Source organism: Microbacterium sp. (genome assembly GCF_029263575.1).
Taxonomy (GTDB): Bacteria; Actinomycetota; Actinomycetes; order Actinomycetales; family Microbacteriaceae; genus Microbacterium.
In genome coordinates this window covers 1-15,663 of sequence record NZ_JAJUFV010000069.1, presented here as the reverse complement: position 1 = coordinate 15,663, position 15,663 = coordinate 1, and the positions used below count along the sequence as shown (strand labels likewise).

Here is a 15,663-nt window from a genome sequence, read left to right as displayed (position 1 = left end):
GCCGATGTCACCCGCGCGCAGGGGCGCGCAGCCGCCGGAACGGGGGCGGTCATCCGCGCGGCCGCCACGATCTCAGAAGCGCAGGTCGAGCGCGCCGCGGAGCACCTCATGACCGACCGGATCGAGGCTCGGTTCACCCAGGGCCGCGTGGCCGCTCGTCGCGAGAGTCGTGTCGGCGCGATCGTGCGCTCGTCGGTTCCGGTGCGCGTGCAGGCCGACGAGGGCGGCCGTGACGCCGTACGTCGTGCGCTCGAAGAACAGGGCCTGGGCGTTTTCGCCTGGTCGGATGTCGCCGACGAACTGCGCCGGCGACTCGCCCTGCTTCACCGTGAGATCGGGTCGCCCTGGCCGGATGTCTCTGACACGGCCCTCGTCGCTGCGATCGATGCGTGGCTCGGGCCCGAGCTCGCAGAGCTCGCCTCCGGCACCGCTGCTGCCCGCATCGACCTGGCCGCGGCGCTGCGACGTCTGATGCCATGGCCAGCCGCCGTCGATCTCGACGCTCTGGTTCCCGAGCGCCTTGAGGTACCCAGCGGATCACGCATCCGCATCGCCTACCCGCCTGTCGACGATCCCCATGCCCGGCCGATCGTGGCTGTGAAACTGCAGGAGTGCTTCGGGTGGGCCGAGACCCCGCGGCTGGTCGGCGGCCGCGTGCCGGTGCTGTTTCACCTGCTGTCGCCCGCGCGGCATCCGCTCGCCGTCACTGACGATCTCGCATCGTTCTGGGCCGGCCCTTACGCGCAGGTGCGCGCCGAGATGCGCGGGCGATACCCGAAGCATCCGTGGCCTGAAGATCCCTGGCAGGCGGTGCCGACACCGCACACGACAAAGCGGGCGAGGTCGGGGTGAGGCGCTTAGCTGCGACCACCGCAAGCGAAGCGCCTCTCAGCACTCGATGACATTGACGGCGAGCCCGCCTTCGCTGGTCTCCTTGTACTTTGTCGACATGTCGATTCCGGTCTGCCGCATCGTCTCGACGACGGCGTCCAGCGACACGTAGTGCTGACCGTCGCCGCGCAGCGCCAGTCGTGCGGCGGTGACGGCCGTGGAGGCTGCGATCGCATTGCGCTCGATGCACGGAATCTGCACGAGCCCGCCGATGGGATCGCACGTGAGGCCGAGGTGATGCTCCATGGCGATCTCGGCGGCATTCTCGATCTGGCGGTTCGTTCCGCCCATCACCGCGGTCAGCCCACCGGCTGCCATCGCACACGCCGAGCCGACCTCGGCCTGGCATCCGCCCTCAGCGCCGGAGATCGACGCGTTGGCCTTGAACAGCGACCCGAGTGCCGTCGCGGTCAGCAGAAAACGACGGATGCCGCGGCGACGATCCGTCACCGCGTTTCCTTCGCCGAGCCCGGCCTCGGCCAGAAAGCGCCACCAGTACATCGCGACTGCCGGCAGAATCCCGGCGGCACCGTTCGTGGGCGCAGTGACGACGCGGCCGCCCGCCGCGTTCTCTTCGTTCACCGCGAGCGCGAAGGCACCGAGCCATTCCTCCGGCATCTCACGCACGCCGTCGGCTTCTTCGAGCTTCTCGCGAATCGCCCCGGCTCGCCGATTCACTTTGAGGATGCCCGGCAGCACACCGTCTGCGTGCAGACCAGCGTCCACGCACCCGGCCATCGCGTCCCACATGGCGTCGAGACCGGCCGCGACATCCGCTTCGGGGCGCAGCGATTGCTCATTCATGCGCGCGAGCTCAGCGATCGACAGATCATGCTCATCGCACAGCGCCAACAGCGACGCGGCATCGGCGAACGCGTAGGGAAACGACGTCGCCGCGGTGTGTGTCGGTTCACCTTCACGCCGGATGAAGCCGCCGCCGACAGAGTAGTAGGTCTCTTCTGCGAGCGGTGCATCGTCGACGCCGAGGGCCGTCAGCGTCATGGCGTTCGGATGCCCCGGTAGCCGTGTGCGCGGCGCGAGCACGATGTCGTCCTTCGCGAACGCGATCTCCTGCGACCCGTTGAGCGCGAGCGTGCCCCCGGCAGGAAAGTCGGTCCAGGCCGAGCGGACCTCGGCGGGATCGCACGTCTCCGGCGCCAGCGCGCGCAGGCCGGCGACGACAGCATCCGGGGTTCCGTGCCCGATGCCGGTGGCTCCCAGCGATCCGTAGAGTGTGCACGTCACCCGACGCACATCGGAGAGCAGAGCGTCAGCGCCGAGCCGCCCGGCGAAGTCGAGTGCCGCCCGCATCGGTCCGACCGTATGGGAGCTCGACGGCCCCACTCCGATGGAGAAGAGGTCGAAGGCCGAGACGTACGCTGTCACCCCTCCAGGCTAACGGGCCGGATCACACTCCGGCCAGCTCCGCCCTCGCTGTCGCCAGTGCTTCAGCCGAGGCTCCGCTGGCTGCCAGCGCGAGCAGGCCCGCACCGAGGATCGGGGCCGCGTCGACGATCTGCAGGCGCGCCTGCGGCGCGACGTCGGCCAGCCCGGCGCGGATGCCCTCGACGAGTAGCGGATGCCGCGCCCGGGCGACCCCGCCGCCGACGACGATCGGCACCTCCTGGTCGGTCAGCCCCAACCGGGTGAGGCAGACCCGCGCGTACGCGACGATCTCATCGGCCTGCCGCTGCACGAGCTCGGCCGCCACGGCATCTCCCTCGCTCGCGGCGGCGAACACCACCGGAGTGAGCGCTGTCACGCTCGAACGCGATCGACGGTCGAAATGCAGATCTTCGACTGCGGTCGAAAGGTAGGCGACGCCGAACGCATCACGCACCTTCTCGAGCAGCAGGGTGTGCGGGCCACGGCCGTCATCGGCCCGAACCGCGTGCCACAGGGCCTCTGCGCCCAGCGTTCCGCCTCCACCCCAGTCACCCGAGATCGCGCCGACCGCGGGGAACCGCGCCGTCGCGCCGTCGCTGCGCACGCCGATCGCATTGATCCCCGTTCCGCACACGATCGCGACCGCATCGGGGGCGTCGGTTCCCGCCCGCAGCAGAGCGAGCAGATCGTTGTCGACGACCGTGCCGTCGGTGGCCCAGTCCAACGGCGCGATGCCCGCCCGGTACGCCGAGATCTCGGCCGGAAAATCAAGCCCGGACAGATACAGATTCACCTGGGCGAGCTCGCCCACCCCGCGTGCGCCCAGCACCGAGCTGACGACAGCATCGACCGTGCTCACCGAGCTCTCCAGGCCGTCCGTCTGCGGACTCGAACCGGGTCCGCGATCATGTGCGAGCAGATGGCCGTCCTGCGACAGCAGCACGGCATCCGTCTTGGATCCGCCGCCGTCGACCGCGATGACGACGGGCGCCGGCGCACCCGCGGCACTCATGCCCAGTCCAAGAACGGGGCGCCCGCGGCCAGCAGCAGATCCGTGAGCTTCTCGGCCCGGTCATGCTGGAGCACGAGCGGATGCGCGCGCATCGCGCGCAGCACACGGTCACGGCCACCGTGCACCGCGGCATCCAGCGCCAGACGCTCATAACCAGCCACCGCCGAGACGAGCCCGCGAATGTCGTCGGGCAGCGCCTCCACCGGCTCGGCGTCGAACCGATCGCCGCGGAAACGCGCCGGCACCTCGATGACGTGATCATCGGGGAGGAACGGAAGCCGGCCGTCGTTGCGCAGATTCACGACGCGGGGAACAGCATCCGTGCCCTGCATCATCGCGAGCACCTGAATCGCGGCCTCGGAGTAGAACGCCCCGCCCCGGTGCTCGAGGATCGCGGGTTTCTCATCGACGCTCTGATCTGCGTAGATCTGCAACAGTTCCTGCTCGATGGCGCGCACCTCGGCGGCGCGCGAGGCGTTATGCAGCTGCTCGTGCAGCACCTCGTCGTGCGCGTAGTAGTAGCGCAGATAGTACGAGGGCACGACGCCCAGCTGCGCAAGCAGCGCCTCGGGCAGCTCGACCTCGGCAGCGAGCTCGCCCAGCTGCTGCTCGAGCAGCCCCGGCAGGCGATCGACACCGGCAACCTGCACGCTGCGCTCCCACGTCAGGTGGTTGAGCCCCACGTGACCGAGCTGAACCTCATCAGGGTCGACGCCCAGGTTCGCCGCGAAGCGGCGCTGGAAGCCGATCGCGACGTTGCAGAGCCCGACGGCGCGATGCCCGGCCTCAAGCAGGGCGCGCGTGACGATCCCGACCGGGTTCGTGAAGTCGACGATCCAGGCATCAGGCTTGGCGTGCGCACGCACCGCGTCAGCGATGCTCAGCACGAGCGGCACCGTGCGCAGCGCCTTGGCGAGGCCGCCGGGACCTGTCGTCTCCTGCCCGATACAGCCCGCCTCGTGCGGCCAGGTCTCATCGCGCTCGCGCGCATCCTGCCCGCCGACGCGCAGCTGGATGAGCACAGCATCCGCATCCGAGACGCCCGTCACGAGATCTGTCGTCGCCACCAGCCGGGCCGGGTGCCCCGCTCTGGCGAGCATGCGCCGGGAGATGCCCGACACGAGTTCGAGCCGGTGCGCGTCGGTGTCGACGAGCGCGATCTCGTCGATCGGCAACTGCTCACGCAGGCGCGTGAACCCGCTGATGAGCTCCGGTGTGTAGGTCGAACCACCGCCGACGATGGCAAGCTTCATACTGCTTTCCGTTCTGTTCTCAGAGGGTGAGGTCTCAATCGACCGGGATGCGCGCTTCCAGGCGCGTGCGAATCTGCTCGACGAGGAGCTGGCGGGCTCCGAGCAGCACCGACGACACCTCGATACCGCTCAGGCGCACCTCGAGCTCAGGATGCGACGCCTCAGACGACCGCTCGGCGACGAGCTCGGACAGTCCTTCCCCCGCCGCGAGGCAGGTGGGACCGCCGAGGACGACCATCGCAGGATCGAGAACGGCCAGCACCGGATCCAGCGCCCGTGCGACCCGGTTCGCGAGAACGACCGTCGCATCGGTTCGTCCGGCGAGCTCGGCCACCTGATCGGCATAGCGGGCCGAGGCGTCACCGCCGATCAGCTCGACCACAGCGGGCCCGCCGAGCAGGTCGGTCGTATCGGTGCTGGGGACATCTCCGTCGGGCTCGGTCAGGGGAAGATAGCCGATCTCACCTGCGCGGCCGGATGCGCCGCGATGAATGACCCCGTCGAGGTCGACGCCCACGCCGATGCCGTCGCCCAGCCACAGCAGGGCGAAACTGCTCACGTTCTGGGCCACGCCACTGGCCCGCTCGGCCATCGTCGCCAGGTTGACGTCGTTCTCGAGCGTGACCTCGACGTTCAGCGCCGCTTCGATACGGGCCCGTGCTCCTTCAGCCGGCCAGCCGGGCAGCGTGTCGGTCAGCGACAGGCCATCGCGATCTCGCCACACGGCGGCCTGCACACCGACCGCGACGACACCGACCGTCTTCTCGTCGATCTCAGCGGCGCGACTTGCCGCTGTGATCGCCGCCCGCACGTCTTCCTCCGGCGACCGCGCGAGCGAATCCACCGGAATCTCCACGATCGGGTGCACCGTGTCGAGCGCATCGACCACCACGGCCTGAATCGTCTCGGCGTGCATGCTGACGGCGACGCCGGCGACCTGATCGACGCGGACACCGTAGCTGGTCGCCATCGGGCCGCGGCTGCCCGAGACCTCACCCACCTGGTGCACGAGCTCGGCGCGTTCGAGCCGGGTGAGCATCTGGCCCGCCGTCGGCTTCGACATGCCCGACAGCTCACCGAGCTGTGTCCGCGTCAGCGGCCCGTGCGTGAGCAGAAGCTGCAGCGCCGTGCGGTCATTGCGCGCACGCAACCATGTCGACGTTCCTGCATCGATCTGAGTCATGACGGCCCCCTTCGGCTCAGACACGTTGAATCTCGTAGCGTGATCATCCACCGGAGCGGACCTCCTCGCGCAGCTGTCCGTGTCGTTCTGGATCGGCCGCGGCATCCAACAGCGTCTTGGTGTATTCGTGCTGTGGATCCAGGATCACAGAATCCGAGGCACCGCGCTCGACGATGCGCCCGCGGTTCATCACCAAGATCTCGTCGGAGAAGTGGCGCGCGGTTGCGAGATCGTGCGTGATGTACAGCACGCCGAGCCCCTCTGCGCGCTGCAGATCGGCGAGCAGATTGAGCACGCCAAGCCGGATCGAGACGTCAAGCATCGAGACCGGTTCGTCGGCGACGATGTAGGTCGCGCCGGGCGCGAGAGCGCGCGCAATCGCGACACGCTGACGCTGCCCACCCGAGAGCTCGTGCGGCCGGCGCTCGGCATAGTGCGAGGCGGGAGTCAGCTGCACGCGCTCGAGCAGCTCATAGGCGCGATCCTCAATCTGCTTGTCAGAGAGCTTCGGGTGATGGATGCGCAGCGGCCGTTCGATGTGATGCAGGATCGTGTGGAACGGATTCAGCGAGGCGAACGGATCTTGAAATACCATCTGCACGTGCGAGCGGTAGCGACTCAGCGCCGAGCCGCGGGTGGGTGCCGGCTGACCGTCGAGGTAGACGCCTCCGCCCGTCGCCGTCTCCAGTCGGGCGATGATGCGGGCGACGGTCGATTTGCCTGATCCGCTCTCACCGACCAGCGCGATCGTCCGCCCTGGCCGGATGGTGAACGAGACATCGGCCACGGCGTGCAGTGTGGAGCGGCGCAGCCCGCTGCGCAGCGTGTAATCGCGCACGAGGCCTCGTGCCTCCAGTCCCGTGGTCGGCTGGTCGTCGGTGGTGATCATGAGGATGCTCCGCAGTGGCCGTGTCGCACGAAATCACCGCGCGCGCCGCGCAGGCTGGGAAAGCTCGCCAGCAGCTTCTTGGTGTAATCGTGCTCGGGGTGACGATAGACCTGCCCGGCGTCGCCCAGCTCGACGATCTGGCCTTCGAGCATCACGGCGATGCGATCGCTCACTTCGATCAACAGCGGCAGGTCGTGGGTGATGAAGATCACGGCGAAACCCAGACGTTCACGCAGGCGCATGATCTCGCGGATGATGCCGCGCTGCACGACGACGTCGAGCGCTGTCGTCGGCTCATCCATGATCATCACCTGCGGATCCAGCGCGAGCGCCATCGCGATCATGACGCGCTGACGCATGCCGCCGGAGAGTTCGTGCGGGAAGGCGCCGAGGCGCGACGGATCGACCCCGACGAGTTCGAGCAGCTCGGCGCTTCGCTCACGGCGAGCCGACTTCGACATCCCCCGACGGTGGGTCGTGAACACGTCGTTCAGCTGCGCACGCACGCTCATGACCGGGTTCAGCGCATTCATCGAGCCCTGGAAGACCATCGAGACCTTGTCCCAGCGGTACCGGCGAAGCCCTTCGCCAGAGAGAGCGACGACGTCGATGTCCGTGCCGGACTGATCGTGAAAGACGACCTCCCCATCGGTCAGCAGCGCCGGCGCCTTGAGGAGCCGGTTCAGTCCGTAGGCGAGCGTGGTCTTGCCACACCCCGATTCGCCGGCGAGGCCGAGAATCTCACCGCGGTGCAGCGTGAGCGAGACGCCGCGCACGGCCTTCACAGGCGGGGTGACCTCGTACTCGATGTGCATGTTTCGCGCCGTCAGCACAGCGTCGCCGGTCATGCGCGCACCTCCTTGTGACCTGAGCCAGTCGCACCGTCGACGCCGCGGCCAGCGCGCCTGGCCCGCCGCTGCGACCGAGCGGCCTGCGGCGCCAAGCGCAGCTTCGGGTTCACGACCTCGTCGATCGCGAAGTTCACCAGGGAGAGCCCGGCGCCGAGCAGGGCGATGAGCGCTCCCGGCGGAACGAACCATGCCCAGGCGCCGCTGCCGACAGCCTGGCCGGTCTGGGCGTCGTTGAGCATGGTGCCCAGGGTGATCGAACCCGTTGGCCCGAGCCCGAGGTATGACAGTCCCGCTTCACCGAGCACGGCGAAGATCACGCCGAAAATCAGCTGGGCGGCCAGCAGCGGCACGAGGTTCGGCAGGATCTCGACGAAGATGATGCGCCCCGGCTTCTCGCCGGCGACACGGGCCGCGGCGACATAGTCACGAACCCGCAGTGACCGCGCCGTCGCCCTCAGCACCACGGCTGAGCCGGCCCAGCCCGTGATGCCGAGCACAACTGCCACGAGCAGGGAACTGCGTGCGAGCGGCCCGAGGCCATCGGTGTTCTGCACGTAGGCGGCGATCACCATGACCAGCGGGAGGCCGGGAATCACGAGCATGATGTTCGTCATCAACGAGAGGCTCTCGTCCATGAAGCCGCCGAAGTAGCCCGCGAGCACGCCGAACACGATCGCGAGCAACAGCGAGATGGCACCGGCGACCAGTCCCACGAACAGCGACCCCTGGGTTCCCCAGGCCAGCTGAGCGAACACGTCGTAGCCGAGCTTCGTGGTGCCGAGCAGATGGCCCGGTCCCGGCGGCAGCAGCGCAGGGTTGCCGGAGTCCTGTGGATCTTGCACGAAGAACGGCGCGATGATGCCGAACAACGAGATCACGGCGACGATGATGATGCCCGCCAGCAACTTGCCCGACAGGCTCGGCAGCATCGCTCGCGCACGATCCTTGCGCGCGATGCGTGCGGTCGCGATGGCAGAGGTCGTGAGCGACGCCGGTTCGGTCTCGATCTCCGGTTCGGTCTCGGGTTCGAGGATGCGCTCAACCACGGTGTCTCACTCTCGGGTCGATGAAGCCGTAGATGAGCTCCATCACGAAGTTGGCGGCGAGCACGGTCAGGGTGATGACGAGGAACACGCCCTGCATGAGCGCGTAGTCGAGCCCTTGAACGGCCTGGATCATGAGCTTTCCGATGCCGGGATAGCTGAACACCTGCTCGGTGACGATGGAGCCGGCCACGACGAACCCCAGCGCGATGCCGAAGCCGGCGAGGCTCGGAATCACGGCGTTGCGGGCGGCGTACCGCGTGCGGATGCGGGTCTGGGTCAGCCCTTTCGCCTCAGCTGTAACGACGTAGTCCTCTGACATGGTCTGCACCATCATGTTGCGCATGCCGAGCAGCCAGCCGCCCACCGATGAGATCACGATCGTCAGCGCCGGCAGGATCGCATGCACAGCAGCGCTTGTGATGAAGCCCCAGCTCCACTCGGGTCCACTGGGATAGTCGAACACGCTGTAGCCGCCGAAGATCGGGAGAATCCCGAGTTGCACAGACAGCACGGCGACGAGCACGAGCGCCAGCCAGAAGTACGGAATCGACTGCAAGAAGGTCGTGGCGGGGACGAGGTGGTCGACCCACGTGCCACGGCGCCATCCGATCCAGGCGCCGGCGACGATGCCGATCACGAACGAGATGATCGTCGCGACACCGACCAGAATGACCGTCCACGGCAACGCAGCGGCAATGAGCTCGCCCACCGGAGCCGGGTACCGCGTGGAAGACACTCCCAGGTCTCCCTGCAGCATCCGACCCCAGTACGCGAGGTACTGATCCCACAGCGTCGTGCCCTTCTCGGCGCCGAGGATCGAGGTGATCGCCTTGATCGTCTCCTCCGAGAGCGGCCTGCCGCCGTTGGCTCGGCGGAGCTTTCCCAGCATCACCGCGGCCGGGTCGCCGGGCAGCATTCTCGGCAGCAGGAAGTTGAGTGAGATCGCCGCCCACAGGGTGATCAGGTAGAACCCGATCCGCCGTGCATAGAAGCTCATCGCTCACCTCCTCCTATCGGTACGGGCACGCACACGCGCATCAGTCGGTGACGGGCTTCAGGTTCGCCAGCACGATCGCCGAGGCGGTCGACAGGTACGGCAGCGGGGCTGCGTACAGATCGCTCTCGGACGGCCATCCCGTGAAGTCCTTTACGTTGTAGAAGGCCTGCGAGGCGTTGAGCACGACCGGGATGTACGGCAGGTCGCGGGCGATCTCGGCCTGGATGCTCGCGTAGGCGTCTTTCTTGATCGCGGCATCCTGGGTGGCACCGGCGGCCTCGACAGCCTCGTCGATGACGGGGTTGCTGTAGCGGGAGTAGTTCTGGCCCTTCACCGGCGCCTCGCCGACGTTGGCCGTGGCGTCGGTCGCGAAGTACTGACTGTAGTTCGAGTACGGGTCAGCGACCAGCGACTGTGTGAGCCCGTACAGGGCGAGCTGGAAGTCACCGTTGGTGACCGGAGTCCAGTATTCGGCATCCGAGACGGTGCGTGCGTCGATGCGGATGCCGGCCTCCTCGGCCTGCTCGCTGATCAGCTTCGCCGCGTCGTTGTAGTCGGTCCATCCGTCGGGCGAGAACAGGTCGAGCTCGAGGGTCGTGCCGTCCTTGGCGTAGAAGCCGTCGCTGCCCTTCGTGTAGCCGGCCTCCTCGAGAATCGCCTGAGCCTCGGCGATGTCCGGGTCCTGCGGGCTGATCGCGAGCGACTCGTCGCTGACCCACTGCTCATCGCGCGGCAGCAGCGCGAACGCGGGGGACGCCTCGCCGGCGAGTCCGGCGAAGGCCTTCTCGCGGATCGTGGCGCGGTCGATCACGAGGTTGATCGCCTGGCGCACGGCGGGATCGGTCTGTGGACCGGTGCATCCGAGGTCGGCGTTCGCGCACGTCACGATCACGGTGGGGTCCTGCTGGTTGTTCATGGTCTCGATGCGGCCATCGCCGGTCACCGTGTCCGGGTTGGCGATGAACTGGCCGACCCAGTCGAGCTTGCCGGTCTTGAGCAGATCTTCCGACGACTGGTTGGAGTCGATTCCGACGTCTTGCACTTCTTTGACGGCTGGCTCGCCGTCGCGGAACAGCGGGTTCGCTTCGAGCGTGTACGCCGCTTCGGTGAACGTCTTGAGCATGTACGGGCCCGATCCGACCGGATCGGGGTTGGTCTCGGCCATGTAGTCGTCGATCGAGCTCCAGATGTGCTCGGGGACGATCCAGGTCGACCCGAGAATGAGCGCGACGGACGTGAACTTGGGCTTGTTGTAAGTCAGCACGACCGTGGTGTCATCGGGAGCATCGATCGAGACCATGTCGGGGTCGATGTTCGACCCGTAGCCGAACGTGAAAGCGACATCCTCAGCTGTGAGGTCTTCGCCGTCGCTCCATTTGAGTTCGGGCTTGAGCGTGATGGTCAGCTCCGTGCCGTCCTCGTTGAAGCTGTAGCTCTCCCCGATCAGGCCGACCGGATCGTCGGCAGAGAGCTGGTTGAAGAAGAACAGCGGCTCGTAGATCGCACCGTAGGTCAGGTGCGTGGCGGTGTCGACGGCAAAGGGACTGAAATTGTTGTTGATCGGCGTCATGGAGCCAGACCAGATCCGAAGCGGGCGGTCTTCACTGGACGAGCCGCCGGTGGCGCAGCCGGTCAGGGTGAGCGCCAGAGCTGCTGTGGCGGCGGTGATCGCTGTGATCAAACGAGCACGAGGACGAATCACGGGAGAACCTCATCTCAAGAGCGTCATTGCTAGGAAGGGGTGAAACCACGCGGCCGTGCGTCGGCCGTGCCGACAAAGTTACAGGAAAGGAGCTTAACAGTAAAGTTCCTTTACTATTTATCGCACGGCCACGCCAAACGCCCCGCGCCCGCTGCTCTGCTCGCGCGCGGGAACGCAAAAATCCCCCGCCGTTGTCACGACGAGGGATTTCAGCACTGCACCGGATTGGTGCGCCACAAGGGATTCGAACCCCTAACCTTCTGATCCGTAGTCAGATGCTCTATCCGTTGAGCTAGTGGCGCATACTGCTTCCCGTTTCAGCGAAACGGGCCTCAGCAAGAATACACGACGAACAGCGCCAAAGCGAAACCGGGCTCACGCCGACTGCTGCCGCTTCTGCCGGGCACGCTGCTCAGCCGACAGCGCCTGCAGATCAACGAGCCGCAATGCCTGCATGCGCGCCTCGCGCATGACCTCATAATCCGGGTCTTGATCGGGTCGCATCCCCTCGACGAGAAGGCGACGGTCGAGGTTTCCGCGCACGTCCGTCCAGGCGGCCTCACGCGCGCTCTCGACAAGCTCACGCAGCTTCTCCGTGTCCTCAGCCATCGCCTTCAGCCGCTCCGCGACGCCGGTCGACTGCTTCGCCCGGCGCCGGAGGTTGCGAATGTCACGGTCTCGGTAGTCATGCGTGCCAGAGGGGTCGGAATATCTTCCTCGCGCACGCCGACGCATGCTGGTGACCATCTCGGCGGCCTGCGCCGATTCCGCAGCCATCGCAAGCAGAGCGTCCCGTGCGCGATCAAGGTACTCCGTCGCGTCGAAAACACCACCGCGCGCGATCGTTCCAACGAGGATGTGGTTCTTCACCGTCAAGCGCGCCGCGGCCGTGGCGATCGCGACGCCTTCGGCAATGGCATCCGCATTTCTTCCCACCACAACCTCCTGTGAAAACAATACCTGTACCATCTGACGCCGGTCTCGACCAGAATGGGACCAGGCAGGTTCTCCCCGCCTGCAACGTCGCACACGGCACGAGCCCGAATCGTGCCAGGAGGAGGATGGATGCCTCGGCTCACCCTCGCCGGAAACACCACCGTCATCACGGGCGCCGCCAGTGGCATGGGCGCCGAAGTCGCGCGCCAGCTGGCCGGCTGCGGCACGCACCTCGCCCTGCTCGATCACAACGCTGAAGCTCTGGCATCTGTCGCTCGAGACCTCGACGGCGCCGTCAGCACACACGTCGTCGACCTCCGCGACGACGCGGCCGTCGCATCAGCGGCATCCGACGTGCGCGAAGCGCATCCGCGCATCAACGCGCTGATCACGTGCGCAGGGTCGTCGATGCTCGGCTCGCTGGACCAGCTGACCATGGAAGAGATGCGCTGGCTCGTCGACGTGAATCTGTGGGGAACCGTGTCGATCACACAGGCGCTGCTGCCCGCGCTGCGCGAGGCACCCGCCGCGCACATCACCCACCTCGCGAGCGTCTATGCGCTCGCCGCGCCGGCCGGCCGCATTCCGTATTCGATGAGCAAGTTCGCCGTGCGCGGGTTCTCCGAGGCGCTGCGGCACGAGCTCGAAGGCAGCTCCGTCAGCGTAGGCGCGGTGTACCCGGCGGGGGTGCGCACCGGCATCATCCTGCATGGCCGCTACGCCGCCACGATCGATCCCGCCGTCGCGGCACGAGCAGCATCCGCGCAGGCGGCGATGTACCACACCGAACCAGCCGACGCCGCAGCCCGCATCATCCGTGCGACCGAGCGACGACGGGCCCGTACGATGGTCGGCCGAGAGGCCCGCCTCATCGACTCGCTCGTGCGTCTCGCGCCGGTCGGCTATTGGCGGCCCATGCGCGGCCCGCTGCGCCAGGCGACCGACACGACGACGCCGGTGCGCTGACCCTATTCGGCTTCGAGAACCACACCACCGAAACGCGCCTCGGCGGCAGCCGTCCCCGCAGCCATGTGGCGAGCGAGAAGATCGGTCACCAACGCGACATCGCGCGCGGCGATCGCATCGAACAGCGCCCGGTGCTCGACAGCCATCGCCTCGAGATCGGAGTGCAACCCGAACACCCACTTCAGTCGGGTTCCGAAGATCGAGACGAGTTCGACGAACATCTCGTTGCCGGCCAGCAATGCCATGTACTCATGGAAGGCACCCGCAGCGGCACGCGACGCGTGAATATCGCCCGCACGCGCCGCCTGCTCCTCGCGATCGAGGATGTCGCGCAGGCCCGCGATTCCGCGCTCGTCGTGGCGCTGAGCGGCGAGGATGAACAGCTGCGTCTCGATCGCCGATCGCACCTCGGCATACTCGCGGACGTCCTGCGCCGTGATCTGCCGCACGATGGCCCACGAACGCGGCCGCACGACGACGATGCCCTCGTTGGCGAGCGTGCGAATGGCTTCACGCACGGGCAGCCGCGAGACATGCAGCTCGGCGGCGATGTCACGCTCGACCAGACGGGCGCCGGGAAGACGTCGCCCGAGCACGATGTCGTCGCGCAGCACTCGGGTCACGCGCGCAGACTCGAGCTCGTTCGCACCCATAGCCGTCATGAGCGCATTCTCCCACTCAACGATCCGCGATGTCACCTCTGCGCCGTTGGGTGCGAGAGTCAGACGGTCACCAGGTGTCCTGCGGGGAGGATGCCGACAGCCACGGGCTGACCGCGCGTATTGGCCCATTGGCTCCACGACCCCGGATACACGCTCGCCCGCACGCCGGCATGGGCCAGCGCCAACACCGTGTGCATGGCGGCCACCCCCGAACTGCAGTAGACGGCGACGTCGGTGCCATCGTCGATGCCCGCGGTGGCGAAGATGCGGCGCAGCGCTTCGGGCTGGTGCAGTCGCCCGTCGTTGTCGGCCGTGGCCATGGCGGGCAGATTCACAGCGCCCGGGATATGCCCGCCCACGGGATCTGCCCCGATGTGCGCGCCGCTGTACTGCTCAGGAGTTCGCACATCGAGCAGTACACCGCGACGCGTGAACTCATCGACCCGGTCGATGCTCAGCGTCGTGAAGTCGCTGTCAGTGCCGCCGAGCACGATCGCACTGGGCGCGGGGCGCACGTCACCGGGCTCGAGTGGAAGACCCGCATGCGCCCACGCACGGATGCCGCCATCGAGAACCCGCACGTCGATGCCGACGCGTCGCAGCAACCACCACAGGCGGGCGGCGGGCACGCTGCGGTTGTCGTCATAGGCCACGACCACATCGCCGTCGTGAACACCCCAGCTGCGCACGGCACGCTGCAACTCATCGATCGGAGGGAGCGGATGCCGACCCTCCTTCGGCTCGCCGCGATGAGCCAGCTCGTGTTCGAGATCGACGTAGACGGCCCCGGGCAGGTGCGCCCGAACATACTCCGGTCGCCCCTCCGGCCGATCGAGCCGCCAGCGCACATCGAGCAACCGCACCGGGGAACCGGCGCCCGACTCGGCAGCGCGCTGCAGAAGGATCAGCTGCTCCACGCTGATCAGATGACTCATGCATCCAGCATCCGCAATGGTCACGCCCCGAACACGTGTCGCCGACACGATCGTTCACGGAGCGACACACGGCGTCACATCCGCCGATGTCAGTCGAGCTTGCGCAGCGCATCCTCGACGGCGACCCAGGCGAGCATGGCGCACTTGACCCGGGCGACGTACCGCGAGACGCCCCCGAGAGCGGCGGCATCGCCCAGGAGCTCTTCGTCGGGTTCGATCGCGCCGCGCGAGCGCATGGCTTCGCGGAACACGTCGATGCGGTGACGCAGATCTTCCGCGGTGAGTCCCTCGGCGAGCACGGCGAGCATCGACGCGGATGCCTGCGAGATAGCGCATCCGTGCCCTTCCCAGGCGATCGCCTCGATCGCCTCGTCGGCTCCGCGATGCACCCGTACGGTGACCTCGTCACCACAGGTCGGGTTCACCTGATGTGACTGCGCGGCGACCTCGTCGCGCAACCCGAATCCGTAGGGTGTGCGCGAATGGTCGAGCACCAGCTCCTGGTAGAGATTCTGCATATCGCCGCTGGTCATGAGCGCACTCCGAAGAAGTCGATGGTCGCCGCCACGCCATCGAGGAAGCTGTCGACCTCGGCCGCGGTCGAATACAGGTAGGTGCTCGCCCGGGTAGACGAGGTCACCCCGAGCCGGCGGTGCAATGGCTGTGCGCAGTGGTGGCCGACGCGCACGGCGATGCCGCGGTCATCGAGAAACTGGCCGGCATCATGCGAATGGATGCCGGGAATGTCGAAGCTCGCCAGCCCCACTCGTGGCAGCGCGATGTCGGCGCCGAGAACGCGCACGCCATCGATGGCGGTGAGTCCGTCGACGAGCCGCCGAGCCAGGTGCGCTTCGTGGGCGGCAATACGCGACATCCCCACGCCCTCGAGATAGTCGACGGCCGCGGCGAGCGCGATCGCTTGCGAGACCTTCTGCGTGCCCGCTTCGAAACGCT

16 protein-coding genes and 1 tRNA gene are annotated in these 15,663 nt (G+C 67.3%); 2 read left to right on the top strand and 15 right to left on the bottom strand.

The window, feature by feature from the left end; translation table 11 throughout:
• On the top strand, nucleotides 1-852 hold an 852-nt coding region (locus Q1J95_RS08810), incomplete at its 5' end, for an ATP-dependent helicase C-terminal domain-containing protein (protein ID WP_300267125.1).
• Between the two features lie 36 nt (nucleotides 853-888).
• Here the strand turns inward: Q1J95_RS08810 and Q1J95_RS08805 are convergent.
• The 11 genes from Q1J95_RS08805 to Q1J95_RS08755 form a co-directional block, all read right to left on the bottom strand.
• Nucleotides 889-2,277 carry an L-serine ammonia-lyase gene (locus Q1J95_RS08805; RefSeq protein ID WP_300267123.1) on the bottom strand — a complete coding sequence of 463 codons (1,389 nt, stop codon included), beginning with the start codon at nucleotides 2,275-2,277 and terminating at the stop codon, nucleotides 889-891.
• Nucleotides 2,278-2,299: 22 nt separating this feature from the next.
• Complete coding sequence (locus Q1J95_RS08800; protein WP_300267122.1) at nucleotides 2,300-3,289, bottom strand: N-acetylglucosamine kinase; 990 nt, start codon at nucleotides 3,287-3,289, stop codon at nucleotides 2,300-2,302.
• Nucleotides 3,286-4,542 carry a 6-phospho-beta-glucosidase gene (locus Q1J95_RS08795; RefSeq protein ID WP_300267121.1) on the bottom strand — a complete coding sequence of 419 codons (1,257 nt, stop codon included), beginning with the start codon at nucleotides 4,540-4,542 and terminating at the stop codon, nucleotides 3,286-3,288. Before Q1J95_RS08795 ends, Q1J95_RS08800 begins: the two co-directional genes overlap by 4 nt.
• Nucleotides 4,543-4,576: 34 nt before the next feature.
• Entirely contained in the window at nucleotides 4,577-5,725 is a 1,149-nt protein-coding gene (locus tag Q1J95_RS08790; protein WP_300267119.1) for an ROK family transcriptional regulator, read from the bottom strand.
• Between the two features lie 43 nt (nucleotides 5,726-5,768).
• Nucleotides 5,769-6,614, bottom strand: coding sequence for an ATP-binding cassette domain-containing protein (locus Q1J95_RS08785; protein WP_300267117.1), 846 nt, complete (start codon nucleotides 6,612-6,614; stop codon nucleotides 5,769-5,771).
• Nucleotides 6,611-7,462, bottom strand: a complete 852-nt coding sequence (locus Q1J95_RS08780) for an ABC transporter ATP-binding protein (protein ID WP_300267116.1) — start codon at nucleotides 7,460-7,462, stop codon at nucleotides 6,611-6,613. Before Q1J95_RS08780 ends, Q1J95_RS08785 begins: the two co-directional genes overlap by 4 nt.
• Nucleotides 7,459-8,511 carry an ABC transporter permease gene (locus tag Q1J95_RS08775; protein WP_300267115.1) on the bottom strand — a complete coding sequence of 351 codons (1,053 nt, stop codon included), beginning with the start codon at nucleotides 8,509-8,511 and terminating at the stop codon, nucleotides 7,459-7,461. The genes Q1J95_RS08780 and Q1J95_RS08775 overlap by 4 nt, the downstream gene beginning before the upstream one ends.
• Nucleotides 8,504-9,508: an ABC transporter permease gene (locus Q1J95_RS08770; protein ID WP_300267114.1), complete on the bottom strand. Its 1,005-nt coding sequence runs from the start codon at nucleotides 9,506-9,508 to the stop codon at nucleotides 8,504-8,506. Before Q1J95_RS08770 ends, Q1J95_RS08775 begins: the two co-directional genes overlap by 8 nt.
• A 40-nt stretch (nucleotides 9,509-9,548) precedes the next feature.
• Complete coding sequence (locus tag Q1J95_RS08765; RefSeq protein WP_300267112.1) at nucleotides 9,549-11,210, bottom strand: ABC transporter substrate-binding protein; 1,662 nt, start codon at nucleotides 11,208-11,210, stop codon at nucleotides 9,549-9,551.
• A 226-nt stretch (nucleotides 11,211-11,436) separates the two neighbouring features.
• Nucleotides 11,437-11,512: transfer RNA gene (locus Q1J95_RS08760), tRNA-Arg, on the bottom strand.
• A gap of 73 nt (nucleotides 11,513-11,585) precedes the next feature.
• The gene (locus Q1J95_RS08755; protein ID WP_300267110.1) at nucleotides 11,586-12,146 is read right to left on the bottom strand and encodes an asparagine synthase; all 561 of its coding nucleotides are present in this window, start codon (nucleotides 12,144-12,146) and stop codon (nucleotides 11,586-11,588) included.
• 129 nt (nucleotides 12,147-12,275) lie between these two features.
• Here Q1J95_RS08755 and Q1J95_RS08750 point away from each other — a divergent pair, with 129 nt between their 5' ends.
• The gene (locus tag Q1J95_RS08750) at nucleotides 12,276-13,112 is read left to right on the top strand and encodes an SDR family oxidoreductase (RefSeq protein ID WP_300267108.1); all 837 of its coding nucleotides are present in this window, start codon (nucleotides 12,276-12,278) and stop codon (nucleotides 13,110-13,112) included.
• Nucleotides 13,113-13,114: 2 nt separating this feature from the next.
• Here the strand turns inward: Q1J95_RS08750 and Q1J95_RS08745 are convergent, their stop codons facing one another.
• The 4 genes from Q1J95_RS08745 to Q1J95_RS08730 all read right to left on the bottom strand — a co-directional run.
• Nucleotides 13,115-13,774 (bottom strand): GntR family transcriptional regulator, encoded by a 660-nt coding sequence (locus tag Q1J95_RS08745; RefSeq protein WP_300267107.1) that lies wholly within the window; start codon nucleotides 13,772-13,774, stop codon nucleotides 13,115-13,117.
• 59 nt (nucleotides 13,775-13,833) lie between these two features.
• Nucleotides 13,834-14,709 (bottom strand): sulfurtransferase, encoded by an 876-nt coding sequence (locus tag Q1J95_RS08740; RefSeq protein WP_300267105.1) that lies wholly within the window; start codon nucleotides 14,707-14,709, stop codon nucleotides 13,834-13,836.
• Nucleotides 14,710-14,798: 89 nt separating this feature from the next.
• Complete coding sequence (gene sufU, locus Q1J95_RS08735) at nucleotides 14,799-15,242, bottom strand: Fe-S cluster assembly sulfur transfer protein SufU (RefSeq protein WP_300267103.1); 444 nt, start codon at nucleotides 15,240-15,242, stop codon at nucleotides 14,799-14,801.
• Nucleotides 15,239-15,663, bottom strand: a 425-nt coding sequence (locus tag Q1J95_RS08730) for an aminotransferase class V-fold PLP-dependent enzyme (RefSeq protein ID WP_300267102.1), incomplete at its 5' end; no start/stop codon positions are given. The genes Q1J95_RS08730 and sufU, both read right to left, overlap by 4 nt.

Bases quoted from the DNA above. Each gene is read 5' to 3' on its own strand.
- Q1J95_RS08740 (WP_300267105.1), bottom strand. From the start codon at position 14,709: ATGAGTCATCTGATCAGCGTGGAGCAGCTGATCCTTCTGCAGCGCGCT.
- Q1J95_RS08800 (WP_300267122.1), bottom strand. From the start codon at position 3,289: ATGAGTGCCGCGGGTGCGCCGGCGCCCGTCGTCATCGCGGTCGACGGC.
- Q1J95_RS08785 (WP_300267117.1), bottom strand. From the start codon at position 6,614: ATGATCACCACCGACGACCAGCCGACCACGGGACTGGAGGCACGAGGC.
- Q1J95_RS08790 (WP_300267119.1), bottom strand. From the start codon at position 5,725: ATGACTCAGATCGATGCAGGAACGTCGACATGGTTGCGTGCGCGCAAT.
- Q1J95_RS08780 (WP_300267116.1), bottom strand. From the start codon at position 7,462: ATGACCGGCGACGCTGTGCTGACGGCGCGAAACATGCACATCGAGTAC.
- Q1J95_RS08750 (WP_300267108.1), top strand. From the start codon at position 12,276: ATGCCTCGGCTCACCCTCGCCGGAAACACCACCGTCATCACGGGCGCC.
- sufU (WP_300267103.1), bottom strand. From the start codon at position 15,242: ATGACCAGCGGCGATATGCAGAATCTCTACCAGGAGCTGGTGCTCGAC.
- Q1J95_RS08770 (WP_300267114.1), bottom strand. From the start codon at position 9,508: ATGAGCTTCTATGCACGGCGGATCGGGTTCTACCTGATCACCCTGTGG.
- Q1J95_RS08795 (WP_300267121.1), bottom strand. From the start codon at position 4,542: ATGAAGCTTGCCATCGTCGGCGGTGGTTCGACCTACACACCGGAGCTC.
- Q1J95_RS08745 (WP_300267107.1), bottom strand. From the start codon at position 13,774: ATGACGGCTATGGGTGCGAACGAGCTCGAGTCTGCGCGCGTGACCCGA.